Source organism: Methanosphaera cuniculi (assembly GCF_003149675.1).
GTDB classification, from domain to species: domain Archaea; phylum Methanobacteriota; class Methanobacteria; order Methanobacteriales; family Methanobacteriaceae; genus Methanosphaera; species Methanosphaera cuniculi.
Genome location: NZ_LWMS01000016.1, coordinates 1 through 21,527, shown reverse-complemented (window position 1 = coordinate 21,527; position 21,527 = coordinate 1). Strand labels below are relative to the sequence as shown.

Here is a 21,527-nt window from a genome sequence, read left to right as displayed (position 1 = left end):
ATATTATTATTTTTTATTTTTATATGTTTTATTATTTTATAATTATATATTACATTTATTAAAGTATATAAAAAAAGGGTGGGAAATCTTTTTTTCTAAAAAAAAGAGTAATTTAATAAAAAAAATGGGAGATAAAAAAAGGGGGAGTTTAAAGATAATTTTTTTTATAATTGTTTTTCTAGGAATTTTGTTGCAATATCTATGATTTCATCAAGTTTTTGTTGTGTCATAGCTTCTGCTGTAATTCTAATATATGGTTCTGTACCTGATGGTCTTATTAATACCCAACTGTTATCTTCAAATTGTAAGCGTACTCCATCAATAGTAAGTACTTCTTTAATTTTATCAAATTCATCCTGGAATTTATCAGTTACAATTTCCATTATTTTATCTTTTTTATCATTTGGACATGTTATTTTACTTCTTAATGTTGGATAACTTTCAATTGCATCAAGTTGTTGTGATAAAGGACCATTTTTTTGTACACAATGAACAATTCTAAGAGCTGATAGAAGTCCATCAGGACACATGCAAAAGTCTGGATGTAGCCAAGTTCCAGATGGTTCACCACCAAATGTAGCATTATTTTCAACTATACTTTCAGCTACATGAACATCACCTACAGGTGTTCTTTTAACTTCACCATCTATCATACTCATTTGTGTATCAAGACATGCTGATGCATCAACTGTTGTTATAACAAGTCCTCCAAATTCTTTTGCCATAATTGTAAGAAGTTTATCAAAGTCAGATAATCGTCCTTTTTCATCTACAGCAATCATACGATCTGCATCACCATCATGTGCAATTCCAATATCTGCACCTATTGCTTTTACAGTCTTCATTAGTGTTTGGAGATTTTCAGCATTTGGTTCAGGATTTCGTCCAGGGAAAAATCCATCAGGCTGGGAATTTAATGTTATTACATCCATTCCTGCTTTACGCATAGCATTAGCAGATAAATAAGATCCAGCTCCACTTGCAGCATCAATTACTACTTTAAGAGGTTTATTAGGATTAATTTCTGATACTTTTATAATATCATCAACATATTTATCTTTAAATGATGAAATATCATACTCACATCCTACTTCATCCCATCCTACAACTTCGAAGTCTTTATTATATACGATTTTTTCAATTTCTGCTTCTTGGTGTTGTTTATATGCAAGTCCATCATTATTCCATAGTTTTATTCCATTATATTCTGATGGATTATGTGATGCTGTTATCATTATTCCTGCATCAGCTCCTTTTTTTAATGTTGCATATCCTACTACTGGGGTTGGAACCATTCCTAGTTTTAATACATCACAGCCACATTCCATTAATGCTGCGGACATTACATTTTCAATTATTTTACCAGTAGTTCTTGTATCTCGTCCAATTACTACTTTTTTACCTACTCCTCCAATGTATTTTGCAAGGGCACGTGCTACATTTATTGCAAGTTCTAATGTTATTTGTTCTTGGTATTTTCCACGAATTCCTGATGTTCCAAATAATTTTGGTATACTTGTCATTGTATATTATTCTCCTTTAATATCAAAAAAAATTTATTATATTTTCCTTTTATAATTCACTTAGTATATTATTATATTTTGTTGTTTTTTATTCTTAAATTTTTGATGAAAAAAAAATCTTATAAAAAAAAAGTACTATCTTATTTTTTATTATCTGGTTTGAAAAAAATTAGTTTCATATATTAAAATATCTAGTTGTGATTTAAAAAAAAATAATTAGATGGAGGTTAGGTGAATTAAGTGGAGGTTAAGATAATTTGTTGTTTGTTTTTTTTTATTAATTTAAGCTCCAAATTTTGGCATTTCATTCATTAGATCACGGATTATGTAGATTACATCAGATCCACGGATACGACATAAGCCTCCTTTTGCTGCTGCACGTTCTCCATATTCTGTTACATCATCTACACGTAGACCAGGTGCTTTTAGGAATACTGGTACAGGATCTCCAGAATGATCCATTATACTTACAGGTGTTGAATGATCTGCTGTTACAAATAATACAATATCATCCATTGCATCAAGATCTTTCATTATTGGATCTATTTTTTCGATGAAATCACGTTTTCCTATTGTATCACCATCATGACCAGCTTCATCTGCACCATCAACATTTACTAGTATAAAGTCATATTTATCACTTTTTACAGTATCAATGATATGTTTATGTACACTGTCAATATCTGTATTTATTCCACCAGTTGCTCCTGGTACATGAATTATGTCCATTCCTGCTAGTTTTGCAATTCCTTGGATTAATCCTGTTTCTGCTACACATGCACCTTTAAGTCCATATTTTTCTTCAAATGGTGTGATTTGTGGTACAGCTCCAACACCACGTGGTAGTACTATGTTTGCTGGGTGTTCACCATTTTCTATTCTTTCAATATTTACTGGGTGATCTTTTAGCATTTCATATGATTTGTTTACAAATTGATTTACTACATCTGCTGTGTATTTTGCTTCATCAGAATCATCTAGTGGTTTTACTATTTTTGGTTTGTTTCCTTCATGTTTAGGATCTGCATCTGTGATTTTATCAGATAATCCTTCTCCTCTTAGAACTAGAACTCCACGGTGTGCATCTGATTCTTTGAAGATAATTTCTACATTATCATCAATTTTCATCTGATTAATTGTATCAGCAATTTCATCTGTTCTACTATTAATACGTCCTGCTCGACGATCTGTTATTGTAAGATCATCATCTGCTGTTGCAAAGTTACAACGGAATGCTATGTCACCAGGTTCAACATCAAGATCTACTCCTGCTGCTTCAAATGGTCCACGACCTGTGTATACTTCGTATGGATCATATCCTAGAAGTGTTAGGTGTGCTGTGTCACTTCCTGGTCTTACTCCTGGACGTATTGTGTCCATTATTCCAGTTATTCCTTCTGTTACCATTTTATCCATAGATGGTGTGTTTGCACTCTCTAGTGGTGTTTTGTCACCTAATTCTTTCATTGGGCGGTCACCCATTCCATCTATTACAAATATAATTCCTTTCATATTTTTATGCTCCAATTGTTATTATGATACCAACTAATGCTCCAATTATTGTGGCAAGTAAATTAACATGTTCATTGTTTAAAAGCCCCTCGCGCTCTAATGTTGCACCTAGAAGACTATCTGCAAAACATCCTACCATTCCGGCAATAACTGCTATGCAAATACTGTGGGTAATGTCTGGGGATACATTTACTATAAAGGCTGAAACTCCAATTATTAAAGCTCCAAGTAAGCCTGCTACGGTTCCAAGTAGAGAGATTCCACCGTTCGTTCCAGGTTTTACATGTTCTCGATTTGTTAGTAGTACTGGGCTGCTTAATACACCAATTTCACTTGCTAGTGTATCTGCTGTTGCTGTGGATATTGCTCCAATAAATCCAGCATAATTTCCAAATACAGCCATTAAAACTGCTATTATCCCATTTGATATAACATTTTTAACTGTTCGTTTCTCATGAACCAGTCCTATTTTTCTTTTATAATCTTTCTTAAACTTGGTAAATACTGATCCTAGTATAAGAAAGAGTAATAGTATTGCAAGCCAGTTAAATCCTCTGGCTATCACAATAAATATTCCAATAATTGTAACAAAAAATGAGCCTAGTAAATCAAGTGCACCACTTAAGTATACTATAATTCCAAGTATTACACAAGTTATGAGGAATATTAATTGTATCATAAAATAATTTTTGTATATAACTTATAATAAAATGTTTGTATAAAAAAAAGTAAAGAAAAAAAGAAGAAGTTTATAAAACCCTTAATTGGTTTTGATTGTATTAAGACTAATTATTTAATGATTTATTTAGTTTAATACTTTTGATTTTATTGTTTCTACTTTTTTAAGTGGGTAGATTTTTTTAGCTTCGTGGTAAATGTTTGATGCAAATTTACCTGAGATGATTTCTTTTACTAATTCATTAAGATTTTTTTCAGCAGCATTTTCTATGATCATATTTTTCATAGTTTCTCTGATTAATCTTTGTTGTGATGCTTTTGCTCTTTTTACGGTAATAGCTAACATGTGTACATTTACTTTTTTACCATCTTTTGTTGTTGCATCACATATTGTGTCAATACGACTGGTTCCTCTTCTAATCATACTACGTACGTAGTCTGATGTTACTTTGTGTCCTGTAAATACTGTGTATGCTGTTTCTCCACTTACATGGTCTACTTCAAAGAATAGTTTTACGTATTGTCTGCTGAAGTCACCATTTAATTCACGCATGGATGTTTCAATTTTACGTCCTTCTAGCATTTCAGGTTCACGTGCTGGGCTTGTTCCTAGACTTTCTTCATTAAATTCTTCTGGTGCTAGTATATCATACCAGATTTTTTCTTTCCATGTGTCACGTACTCGTCTTCTTGCTTTTGCCATTATATCACTTACTCCTATTAAATTTTAAATTAATTTTTTTTTTTGATCATTCTTTTTTTTATAAAAGAAGATGAAATTTGTATTTGATCCATTAAGTTTTTTCATCTAATGATCTTAATTTATGTTTTATTTTTTTTTATGGTGGTTATGTGTTGAATTAGTAACTTTAATTCCTTGTTTTTTTTTATAAATTTCTTCTTTAATTTATTAGTTTTGAAAAATTTCCGTCAGAATTCTTTTGGTAATTAAAACAATTAACGTTGTTTTTTATAATAGAATTTAGATACACATGAATCTACACATTATAAGATGAAAAGTGGTTTATTTTTTTTTCAACTACACCCTTAGTTTAAAAAAGTATTCAATATTTTTTTTTGGTGTAATGTTGTGTAGGTCATATTTTATTATAATAATCACGAGTTAACTATGATTATAAAATTACCAAGAACCTAGTCTATATTTCTAATTAAATATTATGTTTTTTATTTAATATAAAGTTACTTAAAAAAGAGGTATAATTTAGTTAAAAATATTAATTTTTTTTTAATGTTTAAAAATGAAATTACTAAAAATATTATTTCATATCTTTTTTTTTATAGTTAAAAATATGATTTAGTAAAAAAAATGTTTTAAAGAAGAGTAAGAAAAAGTTTAAAAAAAGTACTCTTTTTTTTCCTTATAATTTTTTTGAAATTAACTTATACGGTTTTCATGAAATAATTCATTAAGATTAAATGATTTAACATCTGTATGATCTGATAGTCTTTTAGTAATTTCTTTATCCATTGTTTCAAGTAGTGTTGTTAGTGAAGGACTTCTTTGATATTTATATACTTTATAATCATTTAATAATTCTTTACGTGATGCATTTTCAATTATATCAGGATATGAATCTTCAATATTAAATACTTTTGAATATAATCTTGAGCTATTATTTTGTGTTCCTGGTATTGTGATTATCTGTGAAAATGGCTCTATTTTTTCATATTTAAGAAGTTTTGTATCACAGTAATCTTCTATGAATTTATAGAAGTAATATAGTGTTATTGATGGATTTTCAAGTTGCATTTCTTCATCTAAGAATATGTATAAGCAATACTCATTATATCCATTATATACTGGTAATGCTTTTATCTGGAATAAGTTTTCTATTGCTTCATATACTGTTTTTACTTCTTTTAGCATTTTTTTATCCTGACCTAAGTTTATTGATCTTCTTATAAACATGTAGGTTTGGATTTCATTTAATTCTGCTGTTTCTTGTTGTATTATGGTTGTATCATCACGGAATCTGAGTACTATACGATCTTTTATTGAATATTTTTCAAATTTGTCTTTTTCTATTTTATCCCATTTAAGAAGATTTGTATCTGTTTTATAGTCATATAATGATATGTAGAATTCTTTGTGTGGGTAGTGTTTATCAATTTCTTGTTGTAGTTGATCAAGTGATCTTATGTTATGATTTATATAACCATTTTTTTTGTTTCCTAAGGTAAGAATTCTGTTGAATGTATTTCCATATAATAGTGTGTATAATTCATACCATCTATCATCTAGTTGCACCTTTTTCACTCTCCCCCAATTATTATAATTAAAAAAACTTTAAATATTATTCTATTGAATTTTATTTTTTATGTTAATTTATTGGTTATTCTTTTTATTGTTATTTTTAATTAAATAAAATTTCTACTATTATTGTTAAATTTAATTAATTTTTATTCATGTATTTTTTAAAAAATAGTATTAAATAACAGATTGATAATATGAATAAAAAAAAGTAAGTTAAAAATTTATTGGAGGAGAAAGGTAAAAAGTTATTATCTTATTTTTGTGAATTTAAAAAGTTATCAAGAACTTCTTCAATTAATCCTGAATCCTCAATAACTTCAAAGCCACGTTCTTTAAATTGAACTTTAGGAACAACACCAATTTTTTCACAAATTATGATATCACACATATCAATAGCATCTGCTGATTTTTCCCATTCTTCGGAACTTGTACGATTTTTAGGTGAAATAATAAGTGTATCATATGAAATATTACCAGTATTTTCATCATAATCATACACAATAAAATTTTCTGATGTACCAAAATGTCCAACTTTAACTCCATTATCTTTTACAGCTATGACTATTTTCTTCATCTAATTAATATCTCCTAAAAAAAATATTATTTTTTTTCTTTATTATCTAATGATATAATATTAGTTAAATACAGTTATTTATTAATTTCTAATGAAAAGCATTATCACCGTTTCTAATTTCCTCTTTAGTGTAGTGTGTTACAGGTTTTGGAATATTAAGAATTTCAATTACATCATCTTCATTAACAAGTGTATTAATACATCCATCCTTAAGAAGTCCAACTCCCTGTGTTGTAAATTGTGATAATGATGTCATCATATTATTAAGATCAATAGGACATGCAACTCCTATTGCTCCTTTTATTGGTCTTTGTTTTATAACTTGTTTTATAAATGTAGATCCTGGAACAACATAAAGACCAATTCCCTTTTTATCACATATTATTTTAAATACACCAATAGAACATTTACCACACTCAACACATTCAAGTCCAGAATTACCTAGTACTGCAGGACATTTCTGAGCACGAAGACAGTGTGGAAGTATTATAACAACATCCTTAGAATCAAGTGTTTTAAATGTGTTATGATTCATTCTATTTCTTAAATCAATACTTATTCTATCAATTAACAAATCATCCTTCTTAAAGAGTATAAGAAGCTTCTTAATTACAGGATATGTTAAATCTAGTGTAAAAAGAAGAAGTCTTGGAAACAATAATTTACGTGTTTTAAGTAATGTTTTACCAAGAATTAATGTAATAATAATAAATATTGCAAGTATTATTACTGCAATTACAATCAATTCACCAATTAATGTAAATATGTTTATGTCCATTTTGAATTTTTCCTTTTATAATAATTTATATTAACTAAATAAACATTCATCATCTTTATTAATTAGATATTTAATTTTTATATAATAAAAATATTATTTAATTTTTCAAAAAAGATTTAAAATTTATAAGAAGATATGAATGATTTAATAGAAACCTTTTTATTAATAGAAAAATATATCTAATATATACTATTCTAATAATATAATCTGTTATTCAAAAAATTAAATTCATGGATTATGAAAAAGAATTTATTTTTATAAAAAAAAAACACTTAAAGTCTAAAGATAATGAAAATTGTAATTTACCACTCAAATGAGTGCGATCCCAAAAGATGCACATCAATAAAACTAGCAAAACAAAATAAGGCAATAATCACACACAAAATGAATAAAATACCTTACAATGCAATAGTTTTAGATGCTGAAGCTGATAAAGCAGTTTCACGCGAAGATCGAGAAAGAATTACAAAATACGGATTATCAGCACTAGATTGTTCTTGGAAAAAATTGAAAAAATCATCATTTAATTTTAAATCTAAGAAAAATCACAGGTTACTTCCATTTCTAGTAGCAGCAAACCCTGTTAACTATGGAAAACCATGCATACTATCAAGTGCTGAAGCATTAAGTGCAACACTATATATAGTAGGTTATAAACAAGAAGCTCGAGACCTTATGAACTGCTTCAAATGGGGACCTCATTTTATAACACTTAATGAAAATTTATTAGAAGCCTATAGTGAGGCAAAAAACAGTACTGAAATTGTAAAAGTACAAAACGAATTCCTTGGAGGACAATAAAATGGCAAAATTCGAAGAAGCAGAAAACAGAATATTCAATGTAAAAATTTGTTTAAAATGTAACGCAAGAAACCCTGCAACAGCAAAAGCATGCAGAAAATGTGGATACACAGGTTTAAGATTTAAAGCAAAAGAACCAAGAGGATAGATATATATCTCCCCTTAACCTCCCATCTTTTTAATAACCAATATAATTACTACTTTTTCTAAAAAAAAATTAATTATTTAATTACAGATTAACTTTTTTATTATTTATTTGAAGATTATAAAAATTTATCACATATTTTTCTAAATATCACACCACTTTTTTTATTTTATAAGAATATTTACTAATTTTTAAATAAAAAAAACAACACATAATATAATCATTACAATAAGAAAAAAAAGTATAGGAATTTAATTATAATGAATGTTGAAAACTATATAAATGAAACTTTAAAGGATCATAAACTTCACATTACACTAATAGACCCAGATGAACAAACACCAGCTGAAGCTGTAGAAATAGCAAAACAAGCACAAAAAGCAAAAACTGATGCAATACTTGTAGGTGGATCTATAACAGATCAAGAAGAATTAGATTTAACTGTCAAAGCACTTAAAGAAAATATTGATCTACCTGTAATACTATTTCCAGGAAATATATCAGGTGTAAGTAAATATGCAGATGCACTACTATTTATGAGTATGTTAAATTCAACAAATCCTTACTGGATAACAGGAGCACAAGCTTTAGCTGCACCAACAGTTAAAAAAATTGGAATTGAAACAATACCAATGGGATATCTTATAATAGAACCTGGAGGAACTGTTGGTTGGGTAGGAGATGCAAAGCCAATTCCACGTAAAAAATCAGACTTAGCATTAGCATATGCGATGGCTGCAGAATACCTGGGAATGCGTGTTGTATATCTTGAAGCTGGATCTGGAGCTGAAAAACATATACCACCAGAGTTTGTTATGAAAGTTAAAAAACTAACAAATCTTATAGTAATTGTTGGTGGAGGAATAAGAACAGCAGAAGATGCAAAACAGATGAAAGATGCAGGTGCTGATATTATAATAACAGGAACTGTAGTTGAAGAATCATCAGATGCATACACAAAAATTAAAGAATTAACAGATGCAATACACTAAATAATACCCAAAAAATATAATAAAACTTTCCACTCCTCTTTTTTCTAATTTTTCATTTTATCTTTTTTTTTTAATTAATTTAAAGAAATACTATATATTAAATAAGATTTAAATACAAAAAAATAATTATCTAATTAATATATAAATAGGATGAAAAAAATTTTGAACTTATATTTTTTTTTATTCTATAGTACATTTCTCTAAGTTTTATACCTTTTCATTGTATAACTAGAAATAATAAATTAATAGTTTTTATAAAGAAAATTAACTAACAAAAGAATATAGGGTATAAAATTTTAAAGAAACACTATAAAATAAAAATTAAATAGAAAATTTAAACTAGGAGTTAGAATTATTATGAGTCCATGTAAAATAGAAGATTTTAAAACAATCTCAAATCAATTAAAAGAATTATTAGGATTAGATAAAAGTCCTGTAGCTATAAAATTATTCATAGATGAAGAAGATGCAAAAGAAGTACTACCAAAAGCAGATGATAAAATACGTCACTGTCAACGTGTATTTAAAGCAGCATCAGAAAAAGTATCATGCTATGCAACATTAGATGAACAACAATGTCAAGGAGGAGCTGCAGTACTAGGTTTACGTGATTATCCAAAATCACTTAAAACAGGAAAAAAATACTTCTCACTTGGTCGATTTGCATCACAAGGATCTGCAATTCATGAATTAAGTCAAGTTCCAAAAGTTGAAACAGTAATGAATGCTGTAGGATATGCACCACTTGAAGATGCAGAATTTGAACCTGATGTAATTGTATTATATGCACTTCCAGAACAAGGTATGAAAATAGCACAAGCATATGGATATGTTCTTGGTAAAAGATTTAATGCAAGCTATGCTGGTATTCAATCAGTATGTGCTGATGTAGTTGCAGGACCATACAAAAACAAAGAACCAAACATGACATTAGGATGTGATGGTTCACGTGGAACAACATCTGTAAAACCTGATGAACTAGTAATAGGATTAACAGCAGAAAACCTTGGTTGTATGCTTAATTCACTAGAAAATATCATATCTTAAATTAGTTAGTAAAAATTAGAAGATGAATTAGAGTTTAAGTTTATATTATCTACTTATTTTATATAAAAAAAGTATGATTATAGTAACTCTTTCATCTTTTTTAAATCTCCTTTTTTTTCAAGCTCTTGTTTTATTTTAATGTATTCATCATAGTGGTTGATGTTTAGTAGTTCTAGTTTATTTTCTGGTTTTATTCCATAGAAGTTTACTTTTTCTTTTATCATTTTTCTAAGTATTGGATTTAAATTATCATTCTCATCTTTTATGTAGTCATATAATAGTTTTCCATAACAACAAAATGGCATTCCAAGTCCTTCTGCTGTAGATAATTGTCCACTTTTTCTTCGTGCTAGTATGCTTATTGTATTTTTATCTTCTGGGTGTGTTTCTAGTACATCAATCATGTTATTTATTGTATTTGTTGTTATTGTTGGTTGATCTGCTGCCATAAATAAATAGTTATTGTCATATTTTTTATCTAATACATTTTTAATTGTTTGAGAAAGTCCTACATTAACATTAGAATTAACATTTATATCTACATAATCAAGCATATCATAGTCTTTTAATATTTGATATATTTCATCTTTATGATGTCCTAAAGCTATTGTTATATTATCTATATTTGAATTTTGTACTTGTTTTAGTGTATGTATTAGTATTGGTATGTTGTTAATTTCAAGTTTTAATTTATGTATTGGTTTTTGATTTTTATTTTTAAAATCCTCTATCATTCTTGAATTTTTTCCTGCTGCTGTTATTATTGCATCCATGTATCTATTCTCCTAATATAAAGTAGATATAATTTTTTTAGTATTATAATTATTTTTAAAAAAAAAGATAAAAAAAAAGATTTGATGGTTAAGAAAATATTTTTTTTTGTGAACTTATGAAATACTTTATGTTGTTGAATTATCAGTTGAGTTTTCTTTTATGGTTTGATTTGTTGTCATGTTTGTGTATGTTGCATTGTCTTTTAGTTCATATATTGTTGTGTAGATTTTTGTATCTCCATTTTCTCCTTCTGTCCACATTACTATTTTTATTGGATAGTCTCCATTGTTTGTTACAAGTACATCTGCTGTTGGTCTAAATTCATATAGGATAGCTTCTTCAGCTCCACTCATTCCAACAGGTAGTGGATTTCCAAGTGCCATTATTGCATCACGTAGTGATCTTCCTGGTGGACATACTCCGTGTGTTGCACTTCCTGATGCTGCTCCTGATTCTGCTATTGATGTAAATGTTACATTTTCTTTTCCATGTGCTGCTGAGTGTGGTGGAATTATTGTATTATTCCATCCTACTGCAAATTCTTTTGCATTTGAAGCACGTATTTCAGTTGGATATTCAGGTAGATATTCAACAGTACTTACAGCAGAACTTACATTAGTTTCTGTTGCATTATGTTCATATACCATTACAGGTGCACCTGGTGTGTAGTTTCTCATATATCCATATGTTTCATTTCCAAAGTCACGTGTAATATTTTCTTTTCCATATACACCATTTCTTTTATCATTAAAGTCTCCAAGATAGTAGTCTAGTGTTATGTTTGATCCATCTTGTGATGAATTCATCCATGTTTTAAGGTTTTCTGCTGTTACATAATCTGTTGGTACTGTGTCATTGTTTATATCAGATTCTTTTATTGTTTTGATTGTTTTATCTTTTTGTTTTATGGTAAGTGTGTCACCATTTTTTATTGCTGTTATGTATGGTAGTTTATGTCCCCATACCATTGATGTTGGTGCTTTTATTGATACTTTATTATCAGCATCAAGTTCTACAATTCCAGGTCCGTTGAGTTTACTTGATATGTGTCCATCTGCTGTTATATATGAATTATTTTTAATTATGTCATTTGGTGCACTTGCTGTTATTATACTGTTAAATACAGTTACAATATCACGATTTTTCAGTGGTCTTAATATATTCATTGGATTTGATGCTAGTGGAACTTTCATAACTTTAGTTTGGTCTATTAGCATATCTCCAGATACTACTGTTGATCCATTTTTTAGATTTATACTTGTATCATTTGCTGTAGATTGTGCTGTTACCATGTTACATAGTAGTCCTGATACAATAACAGTTAAAAGAAGAACTCCAATAAGTATGTATGGATTAGTTAGTTTTTGTTTTATTTTAATTAACCTCCCTTTATAGTTTGTTTGTGAAAAAAAATGTTTTAAAATTTTAGTTTTTTTTATATTTATTTGAAAAAAGATTTACTTTATTAATATCTATTTTTGTTTATTGTTGATAATAAATATTATTTTATAAAAAACAAGGTGTAAGAATGTGTATTTATTCAATTTTTCATTATTTTAACCAAGTTAATTTTTATAGAATTGTATAATAAATTACTAGTGTGTTTAGTAAAATTTAGAATATATTAAAAAAAAGGTATGTGAAATGTTAAGATAAAAAAAGAAGGATGATAAAAGGTGGGTGTTAAAAAGTTTATTTGTACTCATCAAGTATGTTTGTTATTTGAGTTATTTTTTCTTGTCCATTTCCACCTATGAATATTTTCATGTTTTGTTTTGTGTTTATGTAGTTTATTATATCATCCATATTTTTTAGTACCATCATATCTTTATGATATCCTAGTTTATTTAGATGTTGAATGTATTCATATGTTGTATCTTCAAGTCCTGGGAATATTATGAGTGTTTCTGGTTTATACTCATTAATATAATCTAGTATGTTATATCTGCATGTTTCATGTTTTCTTGGTGTTCCTATTATTAGTATGTCAAATCTTTCCTCATCAAGTACTGCTTTAAGTGCATCTACATTATCTGTTTTTCCTGTTATTATCGTGTTTGTATGATAGTTTATTTGTTTGGTTCTTCCTTCTACTGCTTGGAAGTTTTCTAGTGTTTTTTGTATGTTTTCATCAGGTATGTTAAGTAGTATTTTACACATTATATATGCTGCATGTGCATTGTTTTTGTTAAATGTTCCAAATAAGTTTAAAGGATATGTGTATGTATCAAATAATAGTGGTTTACTACTTTTATCTTTTATTTTAAGAATATTTTCATCATTTCTATTTAGTACTGCTGGTTTATCTTTTATAAATTCTCCAACTTCTTGTGTATATTGTTCAATTGATCCATGTACATCCATATGATCATAGCCAATATTTGTTACAACTACCATATCTATGTCAAATACATAATTACAATAATCAAGTGTCATATCACATACTTCAATTATCATATAATCATAACTATTTTCATTAGCATCCATGATAAGTTCATTATATCCTGAAAATCCACCACCACCATTTCCACCAATTGCAACGTCATATCCTTCATTTGATAGTATTTCATATATCATATGAGTAGTTGTGGTTTTACCATTTGTTCCTGTAACAGCTATTGTTGTAATATCTTTATGTTTATTAAAAATATCAGATATGAAAAGACCATGTTCTATTACATCTTGACATATTTTCTTATTAAAAAGACTTGGACTTACAGATACAGCATCTGTTTTAAATATTTTATCAAGATTATGACTTCCAATTTCAAGGTCAAGATTTTTATCTTTTAAATTACTTGAATATTCATCAAGTAAAGATAGGTCAATTTCACGATTTATATCTGATGAATATACTTCATATTCACGTTTAAGTAGTGAGATTGTTGCTTTTTGTCCTTCTACACCTAATCCAATTACACTTATCTTCATTAATTTGCTCCCTTAAAAGTCATTTTTTTCATATTTTTTAATAAAATTAAATAATTTAAATTTTTTTACTTTTTTTTTCAATTTTTATAATTTTTAGATCAACTTAATTTTTACTTTAATTATTATAATCTTATAATATATATAAATATTTTAATTTTAATAATATTATTCATAAATAATAAAATAATAAAGAAAATAAAATTTTAATTTAAAAAAAAATAAATTAACTACTAAGAATTTTTTTTTAACAAGGAAAAGACTAAGAAAAAATAGAATAAAAGAAAAAAAAATAATTTTCACAAAAAAATATCTATATACTTTTTTTAAATTAAAGAAAAAGAAATCTATAACATTTTTTATTTAAATTTTTAGGAGATACGTTTTAAAATGAAAAATTTAACCAAAGATATACTAAAAAAGATTGATGAGGTAAAACAACCAATTAGTATAATGCATGTATGTGGATCACATGAACATGCAATAATGTATAATGGTATAAGATCAATGTTACCTGAGGAAGTTCAAATTGTAGCAGGACCAGGATGTCCTGTATGTGTAGTACCATCCCAGGAAATAGATGAATGTGTAGCACTAGCAGAACAAGGAGTAACAGTAACAATATTTGGAGATATGCTACGTGTACCTGGAACTGAAAAATCACTTGCTGATGCTAAAGCTGAAGGTGCTGATGTAAGAATAGTATATGGTATAGGAAATGCAGTAGAACTTGCAAATGAAATTGATAATGATGTAGTATTTATGGCAGCAGGATTTGAAACAACAGCACCAACTACAGCAAATGAAGTACTAAATAATCCACCTGAAAACTTCTCAGTACTTTCAAGTCACAGACTAATACCACCAGCACTAGATTTCCTAGTACATGATGATGTAAAAATTGATGGATTAATTGAACCTGGACATGTATGTACAATTATTGGAACTAAACCACTTGAATTTTTATCAACAGACTATAATATACCACAAGCTGTAGCAGGATTTAATCCACTTGATATTTTATATTCAATTTATCTTATATTAAAACAGAAAAAAGAAGATAATCCAAGAATTCAAAATGAGTACAAACGTGCAGTACGTGATGAAGGAAATGTAATAGCACAACAAGAAATAGATGAAGTATTTGAAGTAACAAGTAAAGAATGGAGAGGATTTCCTGAAATTCCAAACTCAGTTTATGACTTAAAACCTGAGTTTGATGAACAAAATGCACGTAAAAAATATGATATGGATCTACCTGATTCTGAAAATGTACCACAAGGATGTATCTGTGGATCAATACTAAGAGGAGTTGCAAGACCTGAAGATTGTAAATTATTCCGTGGAGAATGTAATCCACTACATCCTATTGGTGCATGTATGGTAAGTAAAGAAGGAACGTGTAATATTGCATATAGATATGCAAAAATGGATGATGATTAAAAAAAATTGTATCATCTTAAATTTCTCCACCACTAACCTTTTTTTTATCATACATCTTTTTTTTAAATATTTAAACTAATTAACATCTTTTTTTTTATTATCCCTATTGTATTTTATAAAAGATGAATAAAAATAATAATTATCTAAATAATAAATAAAAAAAAAGAAAAAATTTAACATTCTAACTAAAAAAATGATAAAAAAATAATATAGTATAAAAAAATAATCAATTATAATAAAAAAAAAATTCAGAGATGAAATAACAATGGATCCTAAAGTTGATGAAATACTAAAGAAAATAACACCAAAAGTAGATGAAGCAGAAATATATACAGAAAAAATAGTTTCAACAGATGTAGATATACTAAATGACAGTGTAAATCATGCAAAAGAAGAAGATATCTATGGAATAGGAATAAGAATTATAAAAGATCAAAGACAAGGATTTGCATATACAACAAATATTAACCGTATTGATGAAACAATAAATGAAGCAATACGAAACTCAAAACTAAATGATCAAGATGAAAATCTCTCAATGATAGCTGGAAATTTAAAATATAAAAAAGTAGAAGGATTATATGATAAAAATCTTGAAAATGTAGATTTACCAGAAGCAATAGAATATTCACAAACACTAATTGACATAACAAAAGAAGAAGGATGTAACCCAACAAGTGGAGGATATGGAACATCACTATCACATGTAAATATCGTAAATTCAAATGGAGTAGATGTTGAAGAAATACAAACAGGATGTGGAGCATCAATATCTGTAAATGTAGAAGATAATGATTTAGTATCAAGTGCATACTATTATGATGTAAGTCATACAAAAGATCTAAACTTAGATGAAATAGTAAAAAAAGCAACAAAACTAGCATTAGATTCACGTGGAGCAAAACCAACAACATCACGAGATTCAAAAGTTGTACTTGATCATACAGCAGCAGTATCACTTCTTAGTACATTTCTAAGTGCACTTAATAGTGAAAATAAACAAAGAGGAAGATCAGTATTTAAAGATAAACTAGATGAACAAGTAACATCTGAAGGTTTTACACTAATTGATGATGGACATATACCAAAAGCACTTAGATCATCAATATCAGATGCAGAAGGAACACCAACACAGAAAACTACACTAATTGAAGATGGAATACTTAAAAACTTCATATATAATACATATCGTGCAAATATAGATAATGTAAAAACAACAGCAAATGCAGTACGTGGAGGATACACATCAGTACCATCAGTAGGATTTACAAATCTTGAATTTAAATTTAAAGATGAATATGAAATAAGTGAAATAGATGATGGAATATTCGTAGATAGTGTAATGGGAGCACATACAGCAAACCCAATTACAGGAGACTTCTCAGTAGAAGTAATGAATGGATTTGAAATACAAAATGGATGTATAGAAAATCCAATTAAAAAAGTTATGATATCAGGAAATATATTTGATATAATGAATACAGCATGTGCAATTAAAAGTGACACACGACAACTAGGATCATGTATACTACCACAAATACTTGCAGAAAATCTACGTATAACAGGATAAAAAAAAATAAGATTTATAGTATTTTATAAAACTATGTTCTTTTAATCATCAACTCCCTCTTAATCTACTTTTTTTTATAAAATGAACATTCTTAACTTATTCATATTATAACTTTTATTTTTTCTTTTTTATGAGGTAAAATTTAAATTTTATATAATATAAAAAATAGAAACCTTATATAGAATAGAAAGTATAATAATATAAATATTAGAATTTTCTATAAATAATCACAATTAATGCTCATAAACAATAATTAAATCATAAAAGCAAAGAAAATTAAATGATTACTTTTCTAATAGATTAAAAAATTAAAAAAATAAACCAAAAGGTAGTGTATATATAATGTTTTGTAGAAAATGTGGTACACAACTAAGTGATGATGATAACTTCTGTTTTAATTGTGGAACACCGGTTGAAAATAAAACAGAACAAATACCACAAGAAGAACCAAAAGAAACCAAAAACGAAGAAAAAGACTTTGATGAATTTTTAGACTTAGATGTAGATAGCTTTGATGAAGAAGATTTAATATGGGAAGAAGTTCCAATAGATGAACAACTCGACATTACTCCAACAAAAACTGAAACACCTAAAGTAGAAACAAAAGCTGAAACATCAGATAAACCAAAATCTTCACCAAAATCAGCAAAATCAACAATAGCAAATCCAATTAAACCAAAAACAACAAAACAACAACCAGTTGATGAACAAGTAGTAGTATCAAAAGATGATGAAGATATAATAATATTACCAGACTCAGAAGAAGCTGAAATAGAAATATCAAATGATGATGATACCATCATAGCAGATGATACAATAATATCAGATGATGATATGATTCTCGATGATGATGACACACTCATGGATGATGACTTCTTAGTTGAAGAATTACCAGATAAACCACAAGTAGATGAAGTAGCTTCACCTGATATGAGTTTAGATGATGAAATCTATGATGAAGTAGTTGAAGATGAAACACCTGATGAAACACAGGAAGTTATCATAGAAGATGAAAAACCAGCTCAAACACAGAAATCAGAAGATAGTAAAGTTTCAGATGTTGAAAAACCAGCTGATGTAATAGAACAAAAAGAAGAATCACAGATAAAAGAAGAACCAAAAGAAGTTAAACCAGTAAAAGAAGATGATGACCTAGAAGAACTTCTTAAATCAGATGATGAAATAATTGTTGAAAAACCAAGTGATGTAAAAATTGATAAAAGAGAATCAAACATCATAAAACCAATCCAAGATTCAGTAGAAAAAGAAGATCAAAAAACAACAACTACAAAAGCAGATAGTGATATTGAATCTAAATTTAACAAAATACTTGATGCAAAAGATAGTGATGATGACTTTGATGAACTTGAAATGGAACTTGATGAAAATGTAAACTCACTAAGTAGTAAACTTGTAACAGTACTAATAATAATACTAATACTAGTTATTGCAGCTGTAGTTGCATTATCACTTGTAAACTACATCGGAGTATAAAATCTAGAATAAAATTAACCACCCCTTTTTTTCTATTTTTCTTTAATTTATCCTAATATATTCAAACTTTCAAAATTTTTATAAGGTATTATTAATAATAGTATATAGTATGGCAATTGAGAGTACAAAACGTGATATAACAAGGATGAATGAAATTCTTAGTGTTCTTATTAAATATGGATTTGGAAATTTTGTTAATCGAGATCTTAGATCAAAGTATAAAATATTTAGCAAAGTTGCACCAGAAGCTAAAGAATATGATAGTAATACACGTTTAAGACTTGTTTTCCAAGAACTAGGAACTACTTTTATTAAACTTGGACAAACTCTCAGTACTTTTCCAAACCTCGTTGGATATGACATGGCACAAGAACTTGCAAAACTTCAAGAAGCAGCACCAGTAACACCATATTCTGAAGTAGAAGAGGTAATAGAAGATGAATTTGGAAAACCAGTAGATGAAATATTTGAAGATTTCACAAAAGAACCTGTAGCATCAGCAAGTATAGGACAAGTACATAAGGCATTTTATAAAAATATTCTTGTTGCTGTAAAAGTACAACATCCACATATCCAGGAAACTATTGCAACAGATATTAGACTTATGAAAAAGGTTGCACCATATCTTAATAATGTAGATACTCTTAAATCATATAATATACCGGCAATTATTAAGGTATTTGAAAAAGATATGCGAAATGAACTAAACTATACAATTGAAGCTATGAATGCAGTTCACATGAAAGATCTTCTAAAAAAAGATGAAGTTTATATTCCTGATATTTATCTTGAAGCTTCAACTAGTCGTGTTCTTACAATGGAATTTCTTGATGGAGTAAGCTTAAGTAAAGTATTTGATGCTCCAGATTCAGATTATGATAAAAAGAAAATAGCAACTATGGGTGCTGATTCATATATTAAACAAATTCTCATCTATGGATTTTATCATGCTGATCCTCATCCTGGTAATATTTTTGTACTTGACCGGGATATTGTTGCATTTGTAGATTTTGGTATGATGGGACATCTTAGTAATGATCTTCGTGATGATTTAGCTAATCTTTTTATATTTATATCACAAGGTGATGCACAACTATTAACAAAACAACTATATTACATGGGTATAATAAAAGATAAAAATGATTTTAATGATGTGCAAGATGAAATAATTCATGTACTTGACCGTTATTATGGTGCTCAGTTTAATGATATATCATCAGTAATGCGTGAACTTGTAGAATCTAATGTATTAAAAGATTATGGTGTAGTTATACCACGTGATTTAATGATGGTAGTACGTACAATAACAATGGTATATGACTTTGGAAATGAATTAGACTCATCATTTAACACAACTGAAATACTAAAACCATATGCAAAAAAACTAGTACTAAATAAATTCAGTCCAAAAAATATAGAACGACAATCACATGAATTTAGCATGGACTTAGACTATATATCAAAGAAAATACCAAATTCAATAATGAATTTACTAAACATAGTAAGTGATGATGGACAAATAAAACTATCACTTGCATCAAATGAACTTGATAGTTTAAATAACATATTTACACGTATTGTAAATGAACTTGTACTTGCAATAATAATAGCTGCAATAATTGTAGGATCATCACTAATATTACATGCAGACATAGGATTTAAACTATTTGGATATTCAGCAATAGGACTAGTAGGATTCCTCTTTAGTGCAATACTAGGAGGAGTACTTATAATACTTATCCTCACACGAGGAAACTACTAAAAAAAAGTAGGAAAACTTTGGAACATCCCTTCTTTTTCACTTTTTTTTTAAATAATTTTATAATAACTTAAAAATATAAGATGATATTTTTTACTTATTTTAATTTTTTTTTTATTATAGTGTTTCTCTAAAATTTTACACCATTTTTAGTTAATTACTTTTTTCTAAAAACTATTAATTCATCATTAAAATTGAAACATTAAATACCTAATTCGTTACTTAAGTTATATACTAATAAAGTATAAAACTTACTGAGATGTACTATAAAAAGAAAGACTTTCTTTTTATATTATGTTAATTATTAAACTTTTAAAGGTAATCTTATTTTTTATTCAATTTTTAAGAATAGTATTAAGTATTACTGAATATATATTCTTATTTATAATGATTAATTATTAAATTCAATATAATTCATTAAAAATAAAATTTAAGGAGTGAAAAAAAAGAAATGCAAAATAGATATAAGTTTATTATTATATTAATAGTATTATTATCTATTTCATCTGTTTCAGCAACAAATTTGGATAATAATTATACATCTACGAATGAAAAAAGTATAATTAATGATATTTCAAATTTTAATAAAATAGATAATAATTACAATAATGATGAATCGTCTGATTTATATAATTATGATGATGATTCATCTAGTGGTAAAATATATAATAATGAATCTAATTATAATGAAATATCTGATAATGAAACATCATATGATGGTGAAATATCTGATAATGAAATATCTGATAATGAAATACCTAGTAATGAAACATCATATGATGGTGAAATATCTGATAATAATGATAGTTCATCATTAAAAGCACCATCTTCTAATTCTAATATAACCTATTCTTATAATGGAATATTAGCCTGTGCAAATAATACAAATAATTTTATTAAGAAAAATCACTATATTCCAGCAGTTGTTAAAATAGATAATAAAAATGTTACAATAAATGATTATCTTCACTTACTATGTAAAAGTATTAACAGCACAACATCTCAATCAATCAATACAACAAAACATGTGATGAGTACAACAGGAACAAATTGTCACAATATAAGAATAAGTAAAACAAATTACACAATATTAGCAAATGAAATAGTAAAATGTTATAATATAAATCTACGTAATCCACTAAAAATATCAATATACAACAATACTCTTTCATTTGATGATGCAGTATACTTCTTCACAAAAATAATATCATGGAAATATACACATAATGGAGCA

General features: G+C 27.3%; 19 protein-coding genes. 9 read left to right on the top strand and 10 right to left on the bottom strand.

Features of this window, described 5'->3' with window-relative positions; all coding sequences use genetic code 11:
• Positions 1 to 164: 164 nt before the first annotated feature.
• From glmM to MSCUN_RS03165, 7 genes are all read right to left on the bottom strand, one after another.
• Positions 165 to 1,523 (bottom strand): phosphoglucosamine mutase, encoded by a 1,359-nt coding sequence (gene glmM / locus MSCUN_RS03195; RefSeq protein WP_095608880.1) that lies wholly within the window; start codon positions 1,521 to 1,523, stop codon positions 165 to 167.
• 282 nt (positions 1,524 to 1,805) lie between these two features.
• On the bottom strand, positions 1,806 to 3,035 hold the full coding sequence (locus tag MSCUN_RS03190; protein ID WP_095608881.1) for a 2,3-bisphosphoglycerate-independent phosphoglycerate mutase: 1,230 nt from the start codon (positions 3,033 to 3,035) through the stop codon (positions 1,806 to 1,808).
• 4 nt (positions 3,036 to 3,039) lie between these two features.
• Positions 3,040 to 3,714: a TIGR00297 family protein gene (locus MSCUN_RS03185; RefSeq protein WP_095608882.1), complete on the bottom strand. Its 675-nt coding sequence runs from the start codon at positions 3,712 to 3,714 to the stop codon at positions 3,040 to 3,042.
• 126 nt (positions 3,715 to 3,840) lie between these two features.
• The gene (locus MSCUN_RS03180) at positions 3,841 to 4,416 is read right to left on the bottom strand and encodes a 30S ribosomal protein S3ae (protein WP_095608883.1); all 576 of its coding nucleotides are present in this window, start codon (positions 4,414 to 4,416) and stop codon (positions 3,841 to 3,843) included.
• A gap of 693 nt (positions 4,417 to 5,109) precedes the next feature.
• The gene (locus MSCUN_RS03175; RefSeq protein ID WP_095608884.1) at positions 5,110 to 5,982 is read right to left on the bottom strand and encodes a hypothetical protein; all 873 of its coding nucleotides are present in this window, start codon (positions 5,980 to 5,982) and stop codon (positions 5,110 to 5,112) included.
• A 259-nt stretch (positions 5,983 to 6,241) separates the two neighbouring features.
• Positions 6,242 to 6,562, bottom strand: a complete 321-nt coding sequence (locus MSCUN_RS03170; RefSeq protein ID WP_095608885.1) for a NifB/NifX family molybdenum-iron cluster-binding protein — start codon at positions 6,560 to 6,562, stop codon at positions 6,242 to 6,244.
• An 88-nt stretch (positions 6,563 to 6,650) separates the two neighbouring features.
• Positions 6,651 to 7,340 carry a DUF116 domain-containing protein gene (locus MSCUN_RS03165; protein WP_095608886.1) on the bottom strand — a complete coding sequence of 230 codons (690 nt, stop codon included), beginning with the start codon at positions 7,338 to 7,340 and terminating at the stop codon, positions 6,651 to 6,653.
• A 288-nt stretch (positions 7,341 to 7,628) separates the two neighbouring features.
• On the opposite strand from MSCUN_RS03165, the gene MSCUN_RS03160 reads away from it, so the two are divergent.
• From MSCUN_RS03160 to MSCUN_RS03145, 4 genes are all read left to right on the top strand, one after another.
• Positions 7,629 to 8,141, top strand: coding sequence for a DUF367 family protein (locus tag MSCUN_RS03160; protein ID WP_095608887.1), 513 nt, complete (start codon positions 7,629 to 7,631; stop codon positions 8,139 to 8,141).
• A gap of 1 nt (position 8,142) precedes the next feature.
• Positions 8,143 to 8,289, top strand: coding sequence for a 50S ribosomal protein L40e (locus tag MSCUN_RS03155; RefSeq protein ID WP_095608888.1), 147 nt, complete (start codon positions 8,143 to 8,145; stop codon positions 8,287 to 8,289).
• A gap of 257 nt (positions 8,290 to 8,546) precedes the next feature.
• Positions 8,547 to 9,278 (top strand): phosphoglycerol geranylgeranyltransferase, encoded by a 732-nt coding sequence (locus MSCUN_RS03150; protein ID WP_180738351.1) that lies wholly within the window; start codon positions 8,547 to 8,549, stop codon positions 9,276 to 9,278.
• Positions 9,279 to 9,635: 357 nt separating this feature from the next.
• Positions 9,636 to 10,325 (top strand): DUF169 domain-containing protein, encoded by a 690-nt coding sequence (locus MSCUN_RS03145; RefSeq protein WP_095608890.1) that lies wholly within the window; start codon positions 9,636 to 9,638, stop codon positions 10,323 to 10,325.
• 77 nt (positions 10,326 to 10,402) lie between these two features.
• Here MSCUN_RS03145 and MSCUN_RS03140 read toward each other — a convergent pair whose 3' ends face one another.
• From MSCUN_RS03140 to MSCUN_RS03130, 3 genes are all read right to left on the bottom strand, one after another.
• Positions 10,403 to 11,098 carry a nucleotidyltransferase family protein gene (locus MSCUN_RS03140; protein WP_095608891.1) on the bottom strand — a complete coding sequence of 232 codons (696 nt, stop codon included), beginning with the start codon at positions 11,096 to 11,098 and terminating at the stop codon, positions 10,403 to 10,405.
• Positions 11,099 to 11,224: 126 nt separating this feature from the next.
• Positions 11,225 to 12,391, bottom strand: a complete 1,167-nt coding sequence (locus MSCUN_RS03135; RefSeq protein ID WP_095608892.1) for a hypothetical protein — start codon at positions 12,389 to 12,391, stop codon at positions 11,225 to 11,227.
• A 400-nt stretch (positions 12,392 to 12,791) separates the two neighbouring features.
• Positions 12,792 to 14,030 carry a Mur ligase family protein gene (locus MSCUN_RS03130; RefSeq protein ID WP_095608893.1) on the bottom strand — a complete coding sequence of 413 codons (1,239 nt, stop codon included), beginning with the start codon at positions 14,028 to 14,030 and terminating at the stop codon, positions 12,792 to 12,794.
• Between the two features lie 387 nt (positions 14,031 to 14,417).
• Between MSCUN_RS03130 and hypD the strand changes: the two genes are divergently transcribed.
• The 5 genes from hypD to MSCUN_RS03105 all read left to right on the top strand — a co-directional run.
• Positions 14,418 to 15,470 (top strand): hydrogenase formation protein HypD, encoded by a 1,053-nt coding sequence (hypD, locus tag MSCUN_RS03125; protein WP_095608894.1) that lies wholly within the window; start codon positions 14,418 to 14,420, stop codon positions 15,468 to 15,470.
• Positions 15,471 to 15,735: 265 nt separating this feature from the next.
• Complete coding sequence (locus tag MSCUN_RS03120) at positions 15,736 to 17,040, top strand: TldD/PmbA family protein (RefSeq protein WP_095608895.1); 1,305 nt, start codon at positions 15,736 to 15,738, stop codon at positions 17,038 to 17,040.
• A gap of 342 nt (positions 17,041 to 17,382) precedes the next feature.
• Positions 17,383 to 18,534, top strand: coding sequence for a zinc ribbon domain-containing protein (locus MSCUN_RS03115; RefSeq protein ID WP_095608896.1), 1,152 nt, complete (start codon positions 17,383 to 17,385; stop codon positions 18,532 to 18,534).
• Positions 18,535 to 18,643: 109 nt separating this feature from the next.
• Complete coding sequence (locus tag MSCUN_RS03110; RefSeq protein WP_095608897.1) at positions 18,644 to 20,296, top strand: ABC1 kinase family protein; 1,653 nt, start codon at positions 18,644 to 18,646, stop codon at positions 20,294 to 20,296.
• A gap of 448 nt (positions 20,297 to 20,744) precedes the next feature.
• Positions 20,745 to 21,527: hypothetical protein (locus MSCUN_RS03105; protein WP_109582971.1), on the top strand; the 783-nt coding region annotated here is incomplete at its 3' end.

Coding starts and splice junctions, on each gene's coding strand:
- hypD (WP_095608894.1), top strand. CDS start 14,418: ATGAAAAATTTAACCAAAGATATACTAAAAAAGATTGATGAGGTAAAA.
- MSCUN_RS03115 (WP_095608896.1), top strand. CDS start 17,383: ATGTTTTGTAGAAAATGTGGTACACAACTAAGTGATGATGATAACTTC.
- MSCUN_RS03155 (WP_095608888.1), top strand. CDS start 8,143: ATGGCAAAATTCGAAGAAGCAGAAAACAGAATATTCAATGTAAAAATT.
- MSCUN_RS03180 (WP_095608883.1), bottom strand. CDS start 4,416: ATGGCAAAAGCAAGAAGACGAGTACGTGACACATGGAAAGAAAAAATC.
- MSCUN_RS03165 (WP_095608886.1), bottom strand. CDS start 7,340: ATGGACATAAACATATTTACATTAATTGGTGAATTGATTGTAATTGCA.
- MSCUN_RS03145 (WP_095608890.1), top strand. CDS start 9,636: ATGAGTCCATGTAAAATAGAAGATTTTAAAACAATCTCAAATCAATTA.
- MSCUN_RS03185 (WP_095608882.1), bottom strand. CDS start 3,714: ATGATACAATTAATATTCCTCATAACTTGTGTAATACTTGGAATTATA.
- MSCUN_RS03110 (WP_095608897.1), top strand. CDS start 18,644: ATGGCAATTGAGAGTACAAAACGTGATATAACAAGGATGAATGAAATT.
- MSCUN_RS03140 (WP_095608891.1), bottom strand. CDS start 11,098: ATGGATGCAATAATAACAGCAGCAGGAAAAAATTCAAGAATGATAGAG.
- MSCUN_RS03160 (WP_095608887.1), top strand. CDS start 7,629: ATGAAAATTGTAATTTACCACTCAAATGAGTGCGATCCCAAAAGATGC.
- MSCUN_RS03190 (WP_095608881.1), bottom strand. CDS start 3,035: ATGAAAGGAATTATATTTGTAATAGATGGAATGGGTGACCGCCCAATG.
- MSCUN_RS03120 (WP_095608895.1), top strand. CDS start 15,736: ATGGATCCTAAAGTTGATGAAATACTAAAGAAAATAACACCAAAAGTA.
- MSCUN_RS03170 (WP_095608885.1), bottom strand. CDS start 6,562: ATGAAGAAAATAGTCATAGCTGTAAAAGATAATGGAGTTAAAGTTGGA.
- MSCUN_RS03150 (WP_180738351.1), top strand. CDS start 8,547: ATGAATGTTGAAAACTATATAAATGAAACTTTAAAGGATCATAAACTT.
- MSCUN_RS03135 (WP_095608892.1), bottom strand. CDS start 12,391: ATGGTAACAGCACAATCTACAGCAAATGATACAAGTATAAATCTAAAA.
- glmM (WP_095608880.1), bottom strand. CDS start 1,523: ATGACAAGTATACCAAAATTATTTGGAACATCAGGAATTCGTGGAAAA.
- MSCUN_RS03130 (WP_095608893.1), bottom strand. CDS start 14,030: ATGAAGATAAGTGTAATTGGATTAGGTGTAGAAGGACAAAAAGCAACA.